Below are 15740 nucleotides of genomic sequence, written 5' to 3'. Positions count from 1 at the left end.
AGCCACCGAAAGAGCCATGACTGCAGAGCCCCTCATCCCGGCCGCCTCCGATCCCGCCGCCACCCCGGTGCGCGTGCGGTTCTGCCCCTCCCCGACGGGCACGCCCCACGTGGGCCTGATCCGCACCGCCCTGTTCAACTGGGCCCACGCCCGGCACACCGGCGGCACCATGGTGTTCCGCGTCGAGGACACCGACACCCTGCGGGACTCCGAGGAGAGCTACCAGCAGCTGCTCGAGGCCCTGCACTGGCTCGGCATCGACTGGGACGAGGGCGTCGAGACGGGCGGCCCCCACGGGCCGTACCGGCAGTCCCAGCGCCTCGACGTCTACGCGGACGTCGCGGCCCGGCTGGTGGAGCACGGCGCGGTCTACGAGTGCTACTCCACCCCCGAGGAGGTCGAGGCCCGCCACCGGGCGGCCGGCCGCGACCCCAAGCTCGGCTACGACAACTTCGACCGCGACCTCAGCGACGAGCAGGTCGCGGCGTACCGGGCCGAGGGCCGTGAGCCCGTCCTGCGCTTCCGGATGCCGGACGAGGACATCGTGGTGCACGACATGATCCGCGGCGAGATCGTCTTCAAGGCCGGGTCCATCCCGGACTACGTGGTGGTGCGCGCCAACGGCCAGCCGCTCTACACCCTCACGAACCCCGTGGACGACGCCCTGATGGAGATCACCCAGGTGCTGCGCGGCGAGGACCTGCTCTCCTCCACGCCCCGGCAGATCGCCCTGTTCCAGGTGCTGGTGGAGATCGGCTTCGCCAAGTACGTCCCCGAGTACGGCCACCTGCCCTACGTCATGGGGGAGGGCAACAAGAAGCTGTCCAAGCGCGACCCCGAGTCCAGCCTCTTCCACCTCAAGGACAGCGGCTTCATCCCGGAGGGCCTGCTCAACTACCTGGCCCTGCTCGGCTGGTCCCTGTCCGCGGACGAGGACGTCTTCACCGTGGAGCAGCTCGTGGCGAGCTTCGACGTCCGCGACGTCCTGGCCAACCCGGCGCGCTTCGACCTCAAGAAGGCGACCGCCATCAACGGCACCCACGTCCGCATGCTCGGCGCCCAGGACTTCCGCGACCGGCTGGTCCCGTACCTGCAGGCCGGGGGCGTGCTGGGGGAGAGCCTCGACGCACGGCAGGGCGAGATCCTCGACCAGGCGGCCCCGCTGGTCCAGGAGCGGATGAACCTGCTCGGCGAGGCCCCCGAGCTGCTGTCCTTCCTGTTCGCCGGCGACGACGAGATCGAGGTCGCCGAGGACGCCCGCAAGCAGCTCAAGGACTCGGCCGGCGACGTCCTCCGGGCCGCGCTGGGGGCCCTGGAGCCACTGGAGGACTGGAGCGCGCCCGCCCTGGAGACCGCCCTGCGCGAGGCCATCGTGGACGGGCTGGGCATCAAGCCGCGACTGGCCTTCGGCCCCGTGCGCACCGCTGTGTCCGGCCGGCGGATCTCCCCGCCGCTGTTCGAGTCCATGGAGATCCTCGGCAAGGACTCGTCCCTGGCCCGCCTGCGGAAGCTGGCCGCCGAGCTCGGCTGAGCCCCCGCGCCCCGCGACGGCCCGCCCCGCCCCGTACACCGAGGCGGGGCGGGCCGTCGTCGTCGGCGGGGGAGTAACCTGCGCGCACCGGGAGGCCGCACCCGGGGGCTGCGGCGTAGCCTGGTGTGCGGGGGCGATCACCATGGACTGGACCTTCGACACCATCGACAGCATCGACACGATCGACGCCATGCGGGCGGGCCGCCCGCGGCACCGCAACCCGGTGCAGGGGGACACGATCACGTGGCTGCGCACCGGGGCCGAGACCGGCGGCGACCACGGGCTCCTCCTCGTCGAGGTGGACCCGGGCGGGGAGGTGCTCACCCACTACCACCGCCGGTTCGAGATGCGGCTGCGCGTCCTCGCGGGCAGCCTGCGGGTCCAGGTGGGCCACGCCGTGCGGGACCTGGGGCCCGGCGGGGAGGTGGAGGTCCCGGTGGAGCACCTGTTCCGGTGGAAGAACGACACGGGGAGCCCGGCCCGGTTCCTCGTCGAGGTCCGTCCGGCGCTCGAGGGGTTCGAGAAGGGGCTGGTCGTCCTGTACGGGCTCGCCCGCGACGGTCGCACCCGGCGGGACGGCAGGCCCCGGAACCCGATCCAGACCGCCGTCCTGGTCCGGTGGGCGGACATCAACCTGCCGGGCCTCCACCGCTGGCTCGACCCGCTGACCGGGGTGCTGGCGCACGTGGCGCGGCGCCGGGGGGTCGACCGGCGGCTGGAGGAGAAGTACTGCCGCTGAGGAGGACCACCCGATTTGCCGAGACCTCCCGCGGCCGGTATAGTTTTCTTGCGTTGCGCCGGTTGGTGCGGGAGACCGCAGGACCGGTGAGGACAGTGGGATATGGTGTAATTGGCAACACTACGGTTTCTGGTACCGTCATTCTAGGTTCGAGTCCTGGTATCCCAGCGCTGTTCCGCCCCGGGCGGAACCGCCCGGCACGGCAGCCCCGACCTCAGGTCGAGGCACCGGACGGAACGCGGCCCCATCGTATAGCGGCCTAGTACGCCGCCCTCTCACGGCGGTAACGCGGGTTCAAATCCCGCTGGGGTCACCGCAGAGAAGCCCCCGGACCACACTGGTCCGGGGGCTTCTTCGTGCCCGCGGAGGCCCCGTCGAGGCCCGGCCGGCGCCCCGTCGATCCCGGTTCGGCACGACGGCGCGGAGCTGGTACAGTGTTCGAGGCCGGTCGCGGGAAACCGCGGACCGGACGATCACGGCCCCATCGTATAGCGGCCTAGTACGCCGCCCTCTCACGGCGGTAACGCGGGTTCAAATCCCGCTGGGGTCACCACGGAGAAGGCCCCCGGACCACAGGTCCGGGGGCCTTCTGCATGCCCTGGTGCTTCTGCATGTCCGGGCGGCCCGGAACGCCCGGCGCTCACCAGGCCCAGCGGGCCTCCGCCTTCTCCCGGGCCGGGGACGCGGGGGCCTGGTCGGCGGGGCGCGCGGGCGGCACGTGCCGGCACAGGCGGTGGTCGGCGGCGGAGACGAGCCGGCGGGCGCCGGTGCCGGTCTCCCGGATCCACAGCACGCCGAACTGGGGCGCGACCTCCTCGACTGCGCCGGTGCAGCACAGGGAACGCTGCTGCCACACGTCGACCACGTCGCCGGTCGCGAGCTCGTCGAGGTCGTGGATCTGGCGGTCTGGGTACTGGATCATGGCCTTCTTCTTCCGGGGGGCGGTGCCGAGGTGCCCAGCATCCCGCGCCCACGTGACCGGGACGTTGCCGGGCGGTTGCCGGACCGTGAGGCTTCGCCCACGGCGGCGCCCGGAGCCGGCCGCGTCCTGGCAGGAGCTGCGGCTACGCCTCGTCGCCCGGGACCGGCGCCCCGGAGGGGAAGCCCGCCGCCACGTACGCCTCGTAGAGCCCGCGGAACTCCTCGGTCGGATCGGCCGGGGGAGGGGCGGCGGCACCGGTCGTCAGGTGCTCGGCCAGCGCGTCGAGGCACGCGTGCCAGCCCGCGGCGGTCCTGGCCGCGGCCGAGACGTCGTCCGGGGGCAGGAGGGTCACGAACTCCAGGGCGCACCGGCCCGCGCCCAGCGGCTCCAGGCCGACGCGCAGCTCGTCCGCCTCCCACGTGAACGCCAGGCGCCGTCCGGGCTCGGCGGCGAGGACGACGCCGTGGGTGGCGTCCTCGCCGGACGGGTCCTCCTCCGGGAAGACGAAGGCCAGGGTCGTGCCCTCCGCGGTGACGTCCCCGTCGAGCCGGCACGGGAACCAGGCGGCCAAGCCCGCCGGCGTGGTGACGGCCTCCCAGACGCGCTCCTGCGGGGCGTCGAGCTCCCGCCGGAACACCAGGGCGCCGCGGCCCTCGATCTCCTCGAACCTGCCGTACGCGCTCATGACGGACCCTCCTCCTCGGCGGGCCGGCGCGCTCACCGGCGCCGGTGCGCTGCTGTCACGGTAGCGGACCGCCCCGGCCCCGTGACAGGAGGGACCGGCCCGCCGCGGCGACCGCCGTCGTCGTCCGGGCCCGCGCGGCGCCGAGGGCGGCGGTCCCGGTGCGGGACCGCCGCCCTCGGCGCGCGGCACGGCGCTGGTCAGACCAGCTGCGCGTCCAGGGTGATGTCCACGGACAGCGCCTGGGAGACCGGGCACGTGGCCTTGGCCTCCTCGGCGATGCGGTCGAAGTCCTCCGCGGACAGGTCCGCCACCTGGGCCCTGACGGAGAGCTTGACCCCGGTGATGCCCTCGCCGGCCACGAAGGTGACCTCGGCGGAGGTGTCCAGCTGGGTGGGCGGTGTCTTGTTCTCGGCGAGCAGGCCGGACAGCCTCATGCAGTAGCACGAGGCGTGCGCGGCGCCGATGAGCTCCTCGGGCGTGGTCTTCGGGCCGGGGCCCTCCTCCGAGCGCGTCTTCCAGTCGACGTCGAAGGGGCCCAGCCCCGAGCCGTCCAGACGGGCGGCGCCCGAGCCGCTGGCGAGATCGCCGGTCCAGACGGTGCTGGCCCTGCTCACGACGGGTTTCGGCATGGTTCCTCCTGAAGTTCCACGGCACGCGGGCGCTCCGCCTGCCGGCGCCGGGGGCGCTGCCTGCCACGATACCGATCAGGCTGCTGATCTGTCCGGGCGGCGACGGCGAAATGTTGCTCCCGGCCGGTCCTGCGCCGCGCTCCCGCGCGTACGGTGGAGCCACCGGATCGCTGGGAGAACGCTGAGGAGAACGTCATGACCCTGCTCGTCGTCCTCGTGGCCTCGGCCGCGGCACTGCTCCTGGTGCTCCTCCACCCCCTGAGGGCGGCGGCGCACTGCGACACCATGGACGGTCCCACGGCCCTGGACGGCCGCAGGGCACTGGAGGCGAACAACCTGAACCACGCGCTCAAGTGGGTCGCCCCCGAGGCGGAGGAGGAGCTGCGGGAGGTGTTCGACAAGAGCGTCAGGGCGCGGGTGCTGGGCGCCGACGCCCGGGAGGTCGCGGACCGCTGGTTCCTGGAGAACCTGGTGCGGCTCCACCGTGCGGGCGAGGGGGCACCCTTCGCGGGTCTCAGGCCCTCGGGGGTGCCGGTCGATCCGAGGGTCGCCGCCGCCGACCGGTGCGTCGAGGAGGGGACGCTGCAGCCGCTCGCCGGGCTGGTGCCCCCGGACCGGCTCCCGGAGCTGGAGAAGAGGCTCACCGCCGTGCTGGAGCGGAAGGAGCACGACGTCGACGACGTCGAGGCGGGCCGGGCCTTCGTCCAGGCGTACGTGAGCTTCTTCAAGCTTGCCGAGGGCGAGGACGAGGGGCACGCCCACCACGCCCGTGCCGGGCACCACGACTAGTGGACGGCGACCACCATGGACGGGACGCTGCCGGCGGCGACGGCCGCCGTGCTCGGCGCCGCCGCCCTGGGGCTGCTGCTGCGCCGCCTGCTGGTCTTCGTGACGGAGGTCGAGTCGTCGTCCATGGCGCCGACCCTGGCCCCGGGACAGCGGGTGCTGACCCGGCGGCTGGGACGCGGGGGACGGATCCGGCGCGGTGACGTGCTCGTCGTGATGTCGGCCGAGCTCGGCAGGGCGGTCGTCAAGAGGGTCGTGGGCCTGCCGGGCGAACGGGTCGAGATCGACGGCGACGGGCGTGTCCGCATCGAGGGGACGCCCCTGGCCGAGGAGTACGTGAAGCATCCGGGGGGCCCGTCGGCCGGCACCTTCGCCGTCCCGGAGGGCCACCTGCTGCTGCTGGGAGACAACCGTGCGCGCTCGAGCGACAGCCGTGGCTGGAGCAGGCCCTTCCTCCCGGTCGCGGCGGCGCGGGGCAGGGTGGTCACGCGCTTCCGTGCGACGGCCGGCGCGGACAGAGGCCGGGTCCGGGACCCACTGGGCGGCCCCGGACCCGGCCCGCGGGGTGCGGCGGCACCTCCACCCGCCCATGGTGCCCCCCGCAGGGCCGGCGGGCCACAGGTTCCGCGCCCGTGATGCGCTTGCCGGACCCCGCGTGCGTTCCGCGGCCCCGGCGCGGGCCGGTCTCCCATGTCCGCTCTGTGACGTGTCCCCGATGACAGGGACCCCGGCGGCCGGTAGATTTGAGCTCTGCTGGGTCGCCGCCCAGCACGGGGGAAAGTCGTCCTCTGCGTGCAGAGGTGTCTCTTTCACCGTCCGCCGCACGGTCCCCGTGCGGGGAGTGCCCCGGTCCCGTCCCCCTCGTGACGGAGCCGGGGCACTTCGCCGTTCCGGGGCCTCCTGCAGCCGCCTGACGGCGTAGACCTCCTCCGGCATGGAGAAGCCCTCGGCCTCATCACCGGTGGTGCACCGCGCGGCCCAGGTCATCGGCGCACTCCCTGGTCGGTGGTCCCGTGGCTGCTTCGTCGGCACGCGCGGCAGCGCACTCGTCGGCACACGGCTCGGCCTGGCGTCCGGGCCAGGGACCCGGCGATGACGCGGCACCATCGTTCGCACCCGCACCTCTTTGTGTCGCAGGAGGGCGGCCCTCGAGCAGGGATGTCGCCCCATCCGCATTACGCAACACATCCGTGCCCGAACTGCCGGTATGCTTTCCGGGGCTCCAGACGGTGCCCGCCCCCGAGCCTTCGGCAAGGAGAGCCATGCAGCCCGCCACCGCGCTCCCGCACGGAGCCGTCCGCCCCCTGACCGTCCCAGCAGGTCCTGCACCTGCCGTGGGACCCACCCCAGGAGAGGCCGCGCACCGTGTCGACTGAGCTCGCCGTCCCGAACGCCGCCTTCGCCGTGGAGCTCGCCCGTCACGGGGACCGGCCGGCCGTCCTCACCGCCGACCGGACCGTGACCTACCGGGAGCTGGCCGGCCGCGTCGAGGCCGTGGCGGCCCGCCTGGGTCCCGTGCGACGGCTGGTGGCGCTGGCCGCCGCCAACGACCTCGACTCCCTCGTCGGCTATCTCGCGGCCCTGGCCGGCGGGCACCCGCTGCTGCTCGTGCCGGCCGGCAGGCCCGCGGCGCTGGATCCGCTCGTGGCCGCCTACGACCCGGACGTGGTCCTGCGCTCCGGGTCGGGGGAGGTGCTGCTGGAGGAGCGCCGGCCCGGCAGCCGCCACGAGCTGCACCCCGATCTCGCCCTCCTGCTGAGCACCTCCGGGTCCACGGGGTCGCCCAAGCTGGTGCGGCTCTCGCACGAGAACCTGCAGTCCAACGCCGAGTCGATCGCGCAGTACCTGCGCATCGGCCCGGAGGACCGCGCCGCCACCACGCTGCCCCTGCACTACTGCTACGGGCTGTCGGTGGTCAACAGCCACCTGCTGCGCGGCGCGGGCCTGGTGCTGACGGACCTGTCCGTCGTCGACCCCTGCTTCTGGGAGCTGTTCCGCGACCGGGGCGCCACGTCCTTCGCGGCCGTGCCTTACACCTTCGAGCTGCTCGAGCGCGTCGGCTTCGCGGAGATGGACCTGCCCGGCCTGCGGTACGTGACGCAGGCCGGCGGCCGGCTCGGCCCCGAGGCCGTGCGCCGCTGGGCCGAGCTCGGCCGCCGGCGCGGCTGGGAGCTGTTCGTCATGTACGGGGCCACCGAGGCCACCGCCCGGATGGCCTACCTGCCGCCGCACCTGGCGGCGGAGCGCCCCGGCACCATCGGCGTCCCGATCCCGGGCGGCTCCTTCCGGATCGACCCGGTGGAGGGGTCCGCGGACGGCGAGCTCGTCTACACCGGCCCGAACGTCATGCTCGGCTACGCCGAGAGCCCGGCCGACCTCGCGACCGGTCGCGAGCTGGAGGAGCTGCGCACCGGCGACCTGGCCCGGCGGCACCCGGACGGACTGTACGAGGTCGTGGGCCGGCGCAGCCGCTTCGTCAAGATCGTCGGCCTGCGGGTGGACCTGGGCCGGGTGGAGCAGCTCCTCGCCGAGCTCGGCGTGACCGCGGCCGCGGCTGGCTCGGACGAGCGTCTGGTCGTCGCGCTCGAGGGCGAGCACGACGCCCGGCTGCTGGCCAAGGCGCTCGCGGGGGACCTGGGGCTGCCCCGCGCGGCCCTCGAGATGCACGCCGTCGAGCGCCTGCCCCGCCTGGCGACGGGCAAGGTCGACTACCCGGGCGTGCTCTCCCTCGCGCCGGAGCGCCCCGCCGCTCCGGCGCCCCGTCCGGACCGGGCGGAGGGCCCGGCGGACGTGAAGCGGATCTTCGCCGAGGTGCTCGACCGCCCCGACGTCGACGACGACGACACGTTCGTCTCGCTGGGCGGGGACTCGCTGTCCTACGTGGCGGCCTCCGTCCGGCTGGAGCAGGCCCTCGGGCACCTGCCTCCGGACTGGCACGTCACGCCGGTGGGGGAGCTGGCGCCCCGGCCCGCCCGTCGCGCACGGCGCGTCCTGTCGTTCCTGGAGACCGGCGTCGTGCTGCGTGCGGTGGCGATCGTCTGCGTCGTCAGCGCCCACGTCGAGCTGTTCACGCTGCAGACCGCCCACGTGCTCTTCGCGCTGGCGGGGTACAACTTCGCCCGGTTCCAGCTCGCGGGGGAGCGTCTCCCGCGGCTGAAGCGGCAGCTGCGGAGTCTCGGGCGCATCGTGGTGCCCTCCGTGGCCTTCATCGCCTTCGCCTGGGTGGTCACCGACGACTACACCCTCGCCAACGTCGTGCTGCTCAACGGCATGGTGGGGCCCCAGGAGCTGACGAGCCAGTGGCACTTCTGGTTCGTGGAGATGCTGGTCTACGTCCTCGTGGCCGTGACGGTCCTCATGGCCGTGCCCTGGGCGGACCGCGCCGAGCGGCGCTTCCCCCTGGCCTTCTCCCTGGGCCTCGTCGCCGTCGGGCTGCTGAGCCGCTACGACCTGGTGGACCCGGGGCTGCCCAAGCCCGCGCCGGTGTTCTGGCTCTTCGCCCTGGGGTGGGCGGCCGCGCGCTCGCGGACGGTCCTGCAGCGCGGCCTCGTGTCGGCCGTCGTGCTGCTGAGCGTGCCCGGCTACTTCGACAGCACGCTCCGGGAGGCCACGGTGGCCGCGGGGGTCCTCCTGCTCCTCTGGGTGCCGGCGCTCCCCGTGCCCGCCGGCCTGCGGCGCCTGACCGGCTCACTGGCCGGGGCCTCGCTGTGCATCTACCTGACGCACTGGCTGGTCTACCCCGCACTGGTGCCGGTGAGCCCGGTCCTGGCCGTGGCGGTCTCGCTCGTCGCGGGGGTTGCCTACTGGGCGCTGTCCACCCGGGCGCTGGACGGGCTCCGCAGGCGGAGCGGGAGCCGGGCGCGCCGGCCCGTGGCCTCGGTCTAGGCGGGCACCCCGACGGCGGGTGCGGAGTGCGCGGCGGCCGCCGGCTGCGCCTCCCCCCTCGTCCCGTCCTGCGGGGCGGGGATGGGCCGGTGCATCACCACGGCCTCCAGGGGCGCCGCGCGCCGGGCCCGCTGCGGAGCGAGCCACTGGAAGCCCAGCCGTTCCCAGAAGGCGCGGGCCGGTTCGTTGCGGGCGATCACCGCCAGCATCAGCTGCCGGCACCCGGCCGCGGCCGCCGCCTCCTGGGCGTGCGCCAGCAGCGCGGTGGCCACGCCCTGACGGCGGTGGCCGGGACGGACCTGCAGCAGCCCGATGTAGCCGGTCGCCGGCGTCGGCCACCTGCAGGCCCAGTCGATCAGCCCCACCAGGGCACCGTCCGCGTCGAAAGCCCCCAGGAGCGTGGGGGCCACGTCGCCCGAGCCGTAGGCGGCCGACGACAGGAGGTCGTCCGCGTCCGCGGGGGAGGGCTCGCGGTCGAAGCAGGTTCTCGTGTGGTCGGGGTCGTTCAGCACGAACTCCGCGATCGCCGCCCGGTCCTCGGTGGTCAGAGGGCGCAACCTCAGCATTGGAGACACACTAGTGGGTCCTTCTGAAAAGAATGGAAGGTGCCCCGGCGCCCGCCGGGGGAGACGGGAACCGGGGCAGCCTGACCGCCGCGCACGAGGGGTGCGAGCGGTATGTCGAGGAAGCGGGGGACAACCTCGACGAGTACGTTACAGATTCGTTATCTAATCCGCCAGTACTCCCGGGCTCGGCCGACACGTTGTGGGCCGTTGTGGGGACAGGGTGGGGCTCGGGGGAAGGGGTGGGGTAAGGGTGCGGTCCGGCGGGCCGTCAGGAGGCGGTGTCCAGTGCGAGCTCCCGGAGCGGCGCGGGCAGACCGGCCGAGCGGCGCTGCAGGACCCCGCTGCGGAGCCGGCGGCGGCCGTCCAGCGCGGCCACGGCGGGCTCGGCCGGCATGTTCTCCGGCGCCAGGATCTCGACCGCGTCGCCGAGGCTCTCGTCCTGCTCCGCCGCCCAGCGCAGGAGGTCCACCGCCGCGGGCTCGAGGTGGTGCACGCAGGTGAGGTCCACGGTGACGGTGGCCCGGGGGAGCATCGTCCGGGCCCGGCGCAGCACGGGGTAGAGACCCTGCTGGTTCACCTCGGTCAGGGCTCCGGTCACGTTGACGCGGACGTACTGGCCGTCGAGGTCCACCTCGACCAGGACGGAGATCTTGCGGTTCACGGCGGTCCTCTCTCGTGCGGGGCGGGGCCCGGTGGCGGGCCGCTGGGCCGGCAGGAACAGTAAGCCCACTGTCCGTCCGGGCCCTCCTGGATACTAAGCATCCTGCGGGTTGCGCTGCAAACCGGGGGCCTCCGCGCTGCGGTGAAGGTTTCACGAAGTTTTGCGGGCTGGAGCGTCGCCGAAAGCCGTCCGGGAGGACACTGAATGCGTGGGTTCTCCGGGGTGCTGCGACGCGGGTGCCGGGGGCGCATTGCCGGTGCCAGGCCTTGATCGATACCCCTCGGGGGTATAGATTCGGAAAGACGACACGTTCGACGGCGGGACCTTGCGCCCCGCTCCGCGGAAGGAGCACAGCATGAGCACCCCCCACCACCACCACGACCACCCGATGGCCCCTGAGGACCTGCACGCCGATCACGACCACGGTCAGCACACAGGCCACCCCCTGGACCACCGGGACCACGCCGATGAGGCCACGCACGGGCAGGCCATGCCCCACGGCCACGCGTACTCGGCCGTGGACGAGGACCATCAGGTCCACACCCACGGGGAGCACGCAGGGCACTCCACGGCGATGTTCAAGAACAAGTTCTGGCTCTCCCTGGTCCTGTCGATCCCCGTGGTGGTCTTCTCCCCGATGGTCGGGCACCTGCTGGGCTACCACGTGCCCGAGTTCCCGGGCTCCACCTGGATCGCCCCGGTGCTGGGCACGGTCATCTTCTGCTACGGCGGCATGCCCTTCCTCAGGGGTGGGCTCACCGAGCTGAAGTCCCGGCAGCCGGGGATGATGCTGCTGATCGCCATGGCCATCACCGTCGCCTTCGCCGCCTCCTGGGTCACCACCCTGGGTGTCGGCGGCTTCGAGCTGGACTTCTGGTGGGAGCTGGCGCTGCTGGTGGTGATCATGCTGCTGGGGCACTGGATGGAGATGCGCGCCCTGGGCGCGGCCTCCTCCGCCCTGGACGCCCTGGCCGCACTGCTGCCCGACGAGGCCGAGAAGGTCGTGGACGGTGAGACCGTCACCGTGCCCGTCTCCGAGCTGGCCGTGGGCGACGTCGTGCTGGTCCGCTCCGGGGGCCGGGTGCCCGCCGACGGGCAGATCCTCGAGGGGACGGCCGAGTTCGACGAGTCCATGATCACCGGTGAGTCCCGGGCGGTCGCCCGCGGGGTGGGCGAGACGGTCGTGGCCGGGACGGTGGCCACCGACAACGCCGTGCGCGTGCGGATCGGGGCCGTGGGCGAGGACACCGCCCTGGCCGGGATCCAGCGGATGGTCGCCGCCGCCCAGGAGTCCTCCTCCCGCGCCCAGGCCCTGGCCGACCGTGCGGCCGCGTGGCTGTTCTGGTTCGCCCTGGCCGCGGGCCTGCTCACCGCCGTCGTGTGGACGATGCTCGGGCAGCCCGACGACGCGGTGGTGCGCACCGTCACCGTGCTCGTGATCGCCTGCCCCCACGCCCTGGGCCTGGCGATCCCGCTGGTCATCGCGATCTCCACCGAACGCGCCGCGAAGGCCGGGGTGCTGATCAAGAACCGCATGGCGCTGGAGCGGATGCGCACGATCGACGTGGTGCTCTTCGACAAGACCGGGACCCTCACCGAAGGCGCCCACGCCGTCACCGGTGTCGCCGCGGTCCCCGGGGTTTCCGAGGGGCAGCTGCTGGCGCTGGCCGCGGCGGCCGAGGCCGACAGCGAGCACCCCGTGGCCCGGGCCATCGTGACGGCCGCGGCGCAGCACCCCGAGGCCGCCGGGCTGGGCCTGCGCGGCAGCGGCTTCAGCTCCGTGACGGGCCGGGGCGTGCGCGCGAGCGTCGACGGCGCCGAGATCGCGGTGGGCGGGCCCAACATGCTGCGCGGGCTGGGCCTGGACACCCCGGCCGAGATCGCCGGGACCACGGGTGAGTGGGCCGGGCGCGGGGCCGGCGTCCTGCACGTCCTGCGCGACGGGGCGGTCGTCGGCGCCCTGGCCCTGGAGGACAAGGTCCGCGAGGAGTCCCGGGCCGCGGTGGCCGCCCTGCAGGAGCGCGGGGTGAAGGTCGCCATGATCACCGGCGACGCCCGCCAGGTCGCCGAGGCCGTGGGCGCGCAGCTGGGCATCGACGAGGTCTTCGCCGAGGTGCTGCCCCAGGACAAGGACACCAGGGTCACCGAGCTGCAGGAGCGCGGGATGACGGTGGCGATGGTCGGCGACGGCGTCAACGACGCCCCGGCCCTGGCCCGGGCCGAGGTCGGCATCGCCATCGGCGCCGGCACCGACGTGGCCATGGAGTCCGCCGGGGTCGTGCTGGCCGGCAACGACCCGCGGGCCGTGCTGTCGATGATCGACCTCTCGCGGGCCAGCTACACCAAGATGGTCCAGAACCTGGTGTGGGCCACCGGCTACAACGTGCTCGCCGTGCCCCTGGCCGCGGGCGTGCTCGCGCCGGTCGGGGTCGTGCTGTCCCCGGCGGTCGGGGCGGTGCTGATGTCGGCCTCCACGATCGTCGTGGCGCTCAACGCCCAGCTGCTGCGCCGGATCGACCTCGACCCCGCCCACCTGGCCCCGGCCCCCGCCCGCCGGCACGAGCCCGCGCACGAGCAGCCCGCCGCGGCACCCGTCCGCTGATCCCACCGATCCTCCGCCCCTCACCCCGCCCCCGACGAACCGACGAGAAGGACACACCGTGAAACGATCCACCACCCTCAGCACTCTCGCGCTGGCCTCCGCCCTGGCCCTGGCCGGCTGCGCCGCCGGCAGCGGTGAGAGCACCGGTGCCGCCTCGGAGCAGACCACCCCCACCGCGGCGGCCGGCGCCCAGACCGGCACCGCAGCCGCCGGCGCCACGACCGGGGCCCCCTCGGAGGAACCGGTCGCCGCCGAGCACGACGACGACGACGTGATGTTCGCGCAGATGATGATCCCCCACCACGCACAGGCCGTGCAGATGAGCGAGACGCTGCTGGCCAAGGACGACATCCCGACCGAGGTGCGCCAGTTCGCCCAGAAGGTCATCGACGCCCAGGGCCCGGAGATCGAGCGCATGAACTCCATGCTCGAAGCGTGGGGCGCCTCCGCCACCCCGGACGACGCGGACACCGGCCACGGCGGCCACGGCAGCGGCATGATGACCGAGGAGGACATGGCGGCGCTCGAGGAGGCCGAGGGCGAGGAGGCGGCCCGGCTGTACCTGGAGCAGATGATCGAGCACCACCGCGGCGCGATCGACATGGCCCGGGAGGAGGTCTCCAGCGGCGGGAACCCGCAGGCGGTGGAGCTGGCCCAGGAGATCGTGGACGCCCAGGAGGCGGAGATCGCAGAGATGGACGGCATGCTCCAGGAGCTGCCGGACCAGTCGTGACCTGACAGGTCACTCCCCGGCGGCCGCCGGCACACGGGGCCCCGGCAACAGCCACGACGAGAGAAGGAGCACGGTCATGATGTGGGGCGACGGCATGGGCTGGGGCATGGGCTGGATGTGGGGGTTCTGGATACTGCTGATCCTGGGCCTCGTCCTCCTGGTGTTCGTGCTGGTGAGATCCTTCACCGGCGGTGGCACTCCGCCGGGCGGCTACGGCCCGCCGCCCGGGGCGGGCCCGCGGCGGGCCCGGGAGATCCTCGACGAGCGCTACGCCCGCGGGGAGATCAGCACCGAGGAGTACCGGGAGCGGCTCCGCGGCCTCGAGGAGGGCGGTCGGTGAGCCCCCTGACCCGCCGGCAGCTGCTGGCGCTCGGTCTCGTGGGGGCGGGCGCGACGGCCGCCGGCGGGGCCGGGCTGTGGTGGGCGAGCACGGGCGGGGTGGGCCGCGGCGGCGGGCAGATCGTCGAGCCGCCCGTGCTGCCCAGCGCCGGGGGCCTGCTCGAGCAGGACCTGGAGGCCGCTCCGGCCCGGGTCCGGATCGGCAGCCGCACCGCGAACGTGCAGGCCTTCAACGGCTCCCTGCCGGGGCCCACGCTGCGCGTGCGCCCCGGCGACACCCTGCGCGTGCGGATGCGCAACGGCCTGGCGGCGCCCACGAACCTGCACGTGCACGGGCTGCACGTGTCCCCGGAGGGCAACGGCGACAACCCGTTCGTGAGCATCGCCCCGGGGGAGTCCTTCGACTACGAGCACCGGATTCCGGAGGACCACCCGCCGGGCACGTACTGGTACCACCCCCACCACCACGGGCACGTCGCCGACCAGATCGCCGCAGGCCTCTACGGGGTCATCGTCGTCGAGGACCCCGACCCGGTGCCCGTGACCCGGGAGCGGGTGCTCGTGGTCTCCGACCTGTCCCTGGACCCGGACGGGAACCTCTCCGACGTCACGCCCATGGAGCAGATGATGGGCCGCGAGGGGCGCATCGTGCTGGTGAACGGTCAGGTGCGCCCGCAGCTGTCGGCCGCGCCGGGGGAGCGGGAGCTGTGGCGGGTGGTCAACGCCTGCCCCGCCCGGTTCCTGCACCTGTCCCTGGACGGCCAGGGTCTGCGGCTGCTGAGCCGTGACGTCGGCCGGCTGCGCGAACCGGTCGACGTCACGGAGGTGGAGCTGGCGCCGGGCAACCGGGTGGAGCTGCTGGTGGAGACCCGCCAGGGCACGTCCACCCTGGTGACCTCTCCCGTCGACCGCGGCAGCATGGCCGGCATGATGGGCGGAGGGATGGGCAGGATGATGGGCGACGACCGGCCCGGCGGCGACGAGCCCGTCGAGCTCCTCACCCTGGGGGTGGCGGGTGACCGGGCCCCGGAGCCGGAGGCTGTGGCGGCCGCGGCACCGCTGCGCGACCTGCGCGAGGAGCCGGTCGCGCAACGGCGCACCCTGGACTTCGCCATGGGCGGCATGGGCGCCGGGATGATGGACGGCGGCATGTTGGACGGCGGCATGATGGACGACGGAGACGGCCCCGGCATGATGTCCTTCACCATCAACGGCCAGGAGTTCGACCCCGGCCGGCTCGACGAGACCGTGCGGGCCGGGACCGTGGAGGAGTGGATCCTGACCAACTCCAGTCCCATGGACCACCCCTTCCACCTGCACGTGTGGCCGATGCAGGTGGTCGAGGACGGGAACCGGGACCTGGCCGAGCCGGTCTGGCTGGACGTGGTCAACATCCCCGCCCGCGGCCGCGTGGTGGTCAGGGTGGCCTTCGACGACTTCCCCGGGCGCACCGTCTACCACTGCCACATCCTCGACCACGAGGACCTGGGCATGATGGGGACCGTCGAGGCCCGCTGACGGCGGGCCCGCCCCGAGCCACCGGTGCGAGCGCCCCGGTGGCACAGCGCCTCACCGCGCCCTCACGCCCGCCAGCTCCATGCGGTAGAGGAACGCGGCCATGGCGTCGCGGTTGATCGGCTGCAGCGCCCGGTAGCTGCGGGT

The 15740-nt window shown here is 73.7% G+C and carries 14 protein-coding genes and 3 tRNA genes; 12 read left to right on the top strand and 5 right to left on the bottom strand.

The annotated features are described in order from the left end of the window. Positions 1 to 16: 16 nt before the first annotated feature. The 5 genes from gltX to IEW07_RS09900 all read left to right on the top strand — a co-directional run bounded on the left by gltX (position 17) and on the right by IEW07_RS09900 (position 2823). The gene (gene gltX / locus IEW07_RS09920; protein WP_188536755.1) at positions 17 to 1531 is read left to right on the top strand and encodes a glutamate--tRNA ligase; all 1515 of its coding nucleotides are present in this window, start codon (positions 17 to 19) and stop codon (positions 1529 to 1531) included. Positions 1532 to 1673: 142 nt separating this feature from the next. Beyond that, positions 1674 to 2270 (top strand): cupin domain-containing protein, encoded by a 597-nt coding sequence (locus IEW07_RS09915; RefSeq protein WP_188536753.1) that lies wholly within the window; start codon positions 1674 to 1676, stop codon positions 2268 to 2270. Positions 2271 to 2366: 96 nt separating this feature from the next. Continuing rightward, positions 2367 to 2438: transfer RNA gene (locus tag IEW07_RS09910), tRNA-Gln, on the top strand. 72 nt (positions 2439 to 2510) lie between these two features. Then, a tRNA-Glu gene (locus IEW07_RS09905) sits at positions 2511 to 2583 on the top strand. A 164-nt stretch (positions 2584 to 2747) separates the two neighbouring features. Beyond that, positions 2748 to 2823: transfer RNA gene (locus IEW07_RS09900), tRNA-Glu, on the top strand. Between the two features lie 87 nt (positions 2824 to 2910). Here the strand turns inward: IEW07_RS09900 and IEW07_RS09895 are convergent. The 3 genes from IEW07_RS09895 to IEW07_RS09885 form a co-directional block, all read right to left on the bottom strand. Continuing rightward, positions 2911 to 3192 carry a hypothetical protein gene (locus IEW07_RS09895; RefSeq protein WP_188536751.1) on the bottom strand — a complete coding sequence of 94 codons (282 nt, stop codon included), beginning with the start codon at positions 3190 to 3192 and terminating at the stop codon, positions 2911 to 2913. Positions 3193 to 3334: 142 nt separating this feature from the next. Then, on the bottom strand, positions 3335 to 3877 hold the full coding sequence (locus tag IEW07_RS09890; protein WP_188536749.1) for an SRPBCC domain-containing protein: 543 nt from the start codon (positions 3875 to 3877) through the stop codon (positions 3335 to 3337). Positions 3878 to 4074: 197 nt separating this feature from the next. Then, the gene (locus tag IEW07_RS09885; protein WP_188536747.1) at positions 4075 to 4506 is read right to left on the bottom strand and encodes an OsmC family peroxiredoxin; all 432 of its coding nucleotides are present in this window, start codon (positions 4504 to 4506) and stop codon (positions 4075 to 4077) included. A 195-nt stretch (positions 4507 to 4701) separates the two neighbouring features. Here IEW07_RS09885 and IEW07_RS09880 point away from each other — a divergent pair, with 195 nt between their 5' ends. From IEW07_RS09880 to IEW07_RS09870, 3 genes are all read left to right on the top strand, one after another. Further along, positions 4702 to 5295 (top strand): DUF6448 family protein, encoded by a 594-nt coding sequence (locus tag IEW07_RS09880; protein WP_188536744.1) that lies wholly within the window; start codon positions 4702 to 4704, stop codon positions 5293 to 5295. Between the two features lie 15 nt (positions 5296 to 5310). Beyond that, positions 5311 to 5928 carry a signal peptidase I gene (gene lepB, locus IEW07_RS09875; protein WP_188536742.1) on the top strand — a complete coding sequence of 206 codons (618 nt, stop codon included), beginning with the start codon at positions 5311 to 5313 and terminating at the stop codon, positions 5926 to 5928. A 729-nt stretch (positions 5929 to 6657) separates the two neighbouring features. Next, positions 6658 to 9177 (top strand): AMP-binding protein, encoded by a 2520-nt coding sequence (locus IEW07_RS09870; RefSeq protein ID WP_188536740.1) that lies wholly within the window; start codon positions 6658 to 6660, stop codon positions 9175 to 9177. On the opposite strand, the gene IEW07_RS09865 is transcribed toward IEW07_RS09870, so the two are convergent. Beyond that, positions 9174 to 9734, bottom strand: coding sequence for a GNAT family N-acetyltransferase (locus IEW07_RS09865; protein ID WP_188536738.1), 561 nt, complete (start codon positions 9732 to 9734; stop codon positions 9174 to 9176). The two genes, IEW07_RS09870 and IEW07_RS09865, sit on opposite strands and share 4 nt — an antisense overlap. A gap of 277 nt (positions 9735 to 10011) precedes the next feature. Beyond that, positions 10012 to 10404 (bottom strand): hypothetical protein, encoded by a 393-nt coding sequence (locus IEW07_RS09860; protein WP_188536737.1) that lies wholly within the window; start codon positions 10402 to 10404, stop codon positions 10012 to 10014. Between the two features lie 355 nt (positions 10405 to 10759). On the opposite strand from IEW07_RS09860, the gene IEW07_RS09855 reads away from it, so the two are divergent. The 4 genes from IEW07_RS09855 (at position 10760) to IEW07_RS09840 (ending at position 15596) form a co-directional block, all read left to right on the top strand. Further along, positions 10760 to 13006 carry a copper-translocating P-type ATPase gene (locus tag IEW07_RS09855; protein WP_188536735.1) on the top strand — a complete coding sequence of 749 codons (2247 nt, stop codon included), beginning with the start codon at positions 10760 to 10762 and terminating at the stop codon, positions 13004 to 13006. A 58-nt stretch (positions 13007 to 13064) separates the two neighbouring features. Continuing rightward, entirely contained in the window at positions 13065 to 13739 is a 675-nt protein-coding gene (locus IEW07_RS09850) for a DUF305 domain-containing protein (RefSeq protein ID WP_188536733.1), read from the top strand. A 76-nt stretch (positions 13740 to 13815) separates the two neighbouring features. Then, positions 13816 to 14079 carry an SHOCT domain-containing protein gene (locus IEW07_RS09845; protein WP_188536731.1) on the top strand — a complete coding sequence of 88 codons (264 nt, stop codon included), beginning with the start codon at positions 13816 to 13818 and terminating at the stop codon, positions 14077 to 14079. Continuing rightward, positions 14076 to 15596 carry a multicopper oxidase family protein gene (locus IEW07_RS09840; RefSeq protein ID WP_188536729.1) on the top strand — a complete coding sequence of 507 codons (1521 nt, stop codon included), beginning with the start codon at positions 14076 to 14078 and terminating at the stop codon, positions 15594 to 15596. Before IEW07_RS09845 ends, IEW07_RS09840 begins: the two co-directional genes overlap by 4 nt. Positions 15597 to 15740 lie beyond the last annotated feature (144 nt).

It is taken from the genome of Kocuria dechangensis (genome assembly GCF_014636775.1).
GTDB classification, from domain to species: Bacteria; Actinomycetota; Actinomycetes; order Actinomycetales; family Micrococcaceae; genus Kocuria; species Kocuria dechangensis.
The sequence above is the reverse complement of the archived record's forward strand: the minus strand, read 5'-3'. Positions and strand labels throughout refer to the sequence as shown.

What these genes read in the sequence shown, in the direction of transcription:
- lepB (WP_188536742.1), top strand. Translation starts at nt 5,311, where the DNA reads ATGGACGGGACGCTGCCGGCGGCGACGGCCGCCGTGCTCGGCGCCGCC.
- IEW07_RS09895 (WP_188536751.1), bottom strand. Translation starts at nt 3,192, where the DNA reads ATGATCCAGTACCCAGACCGCCAGATCCACGACCTCGACGAGCTCGCG.
- IEW07_RS09885 (WP_188536747.1), bottom strand. Translation starts at nt 4,506, where the DNA reads ATGCCGAAACCCGTCGTGAGCAGGGCCAGCACCGTCTGGACCGGCGAT.
- IEW07_RS09855 (WP_188536735.1), top strand. Translation starts at nt 10,760, where the DNA reads ATGAGCACCCCCCACCACCACCACGACCACCCGATGGCCCCTGAGGAC.
- IEW07_RS09890 (WP_188536749.1), bottom strand. Translation starts at nt 3,877, where the DNA reads ATGAGCGCGTACGGCAGGTTCGAGGAGATCGAGGGCCGCGGCGCCCTG.
- IEW07_RS09880 (WP_188536744.1), top strand. Translation starts at nt 4,702, where the DNA reads ATGACCCTGCTCGTCGTCCTCGTGGCCTCGGCCGCGGCACTGCTCCTG.
- gltX (WP_188536755.1), top strand. Translation starts at nt 17, where the DNA reads ATGACTGCAGAGCCCCTCATCCCGGCCGCCTCCGATCCCGCCGCCACC.
- IEW07_RS09915 (WP_188536753.1), top strand. Translation starts at nt 1,674, where the DNA reads ATGGACTGGACCTTCGACACCATCGACAGCATCGACACGATCGACGCC.
- IEW07_RS09845 (WP_188536731.1), top strand. Translation starts at nt 13,816, where the DNA reads ATGATGTGGGGCGACGGCATGGGCTGGGGCATGGGCTGGATGTGGGGG.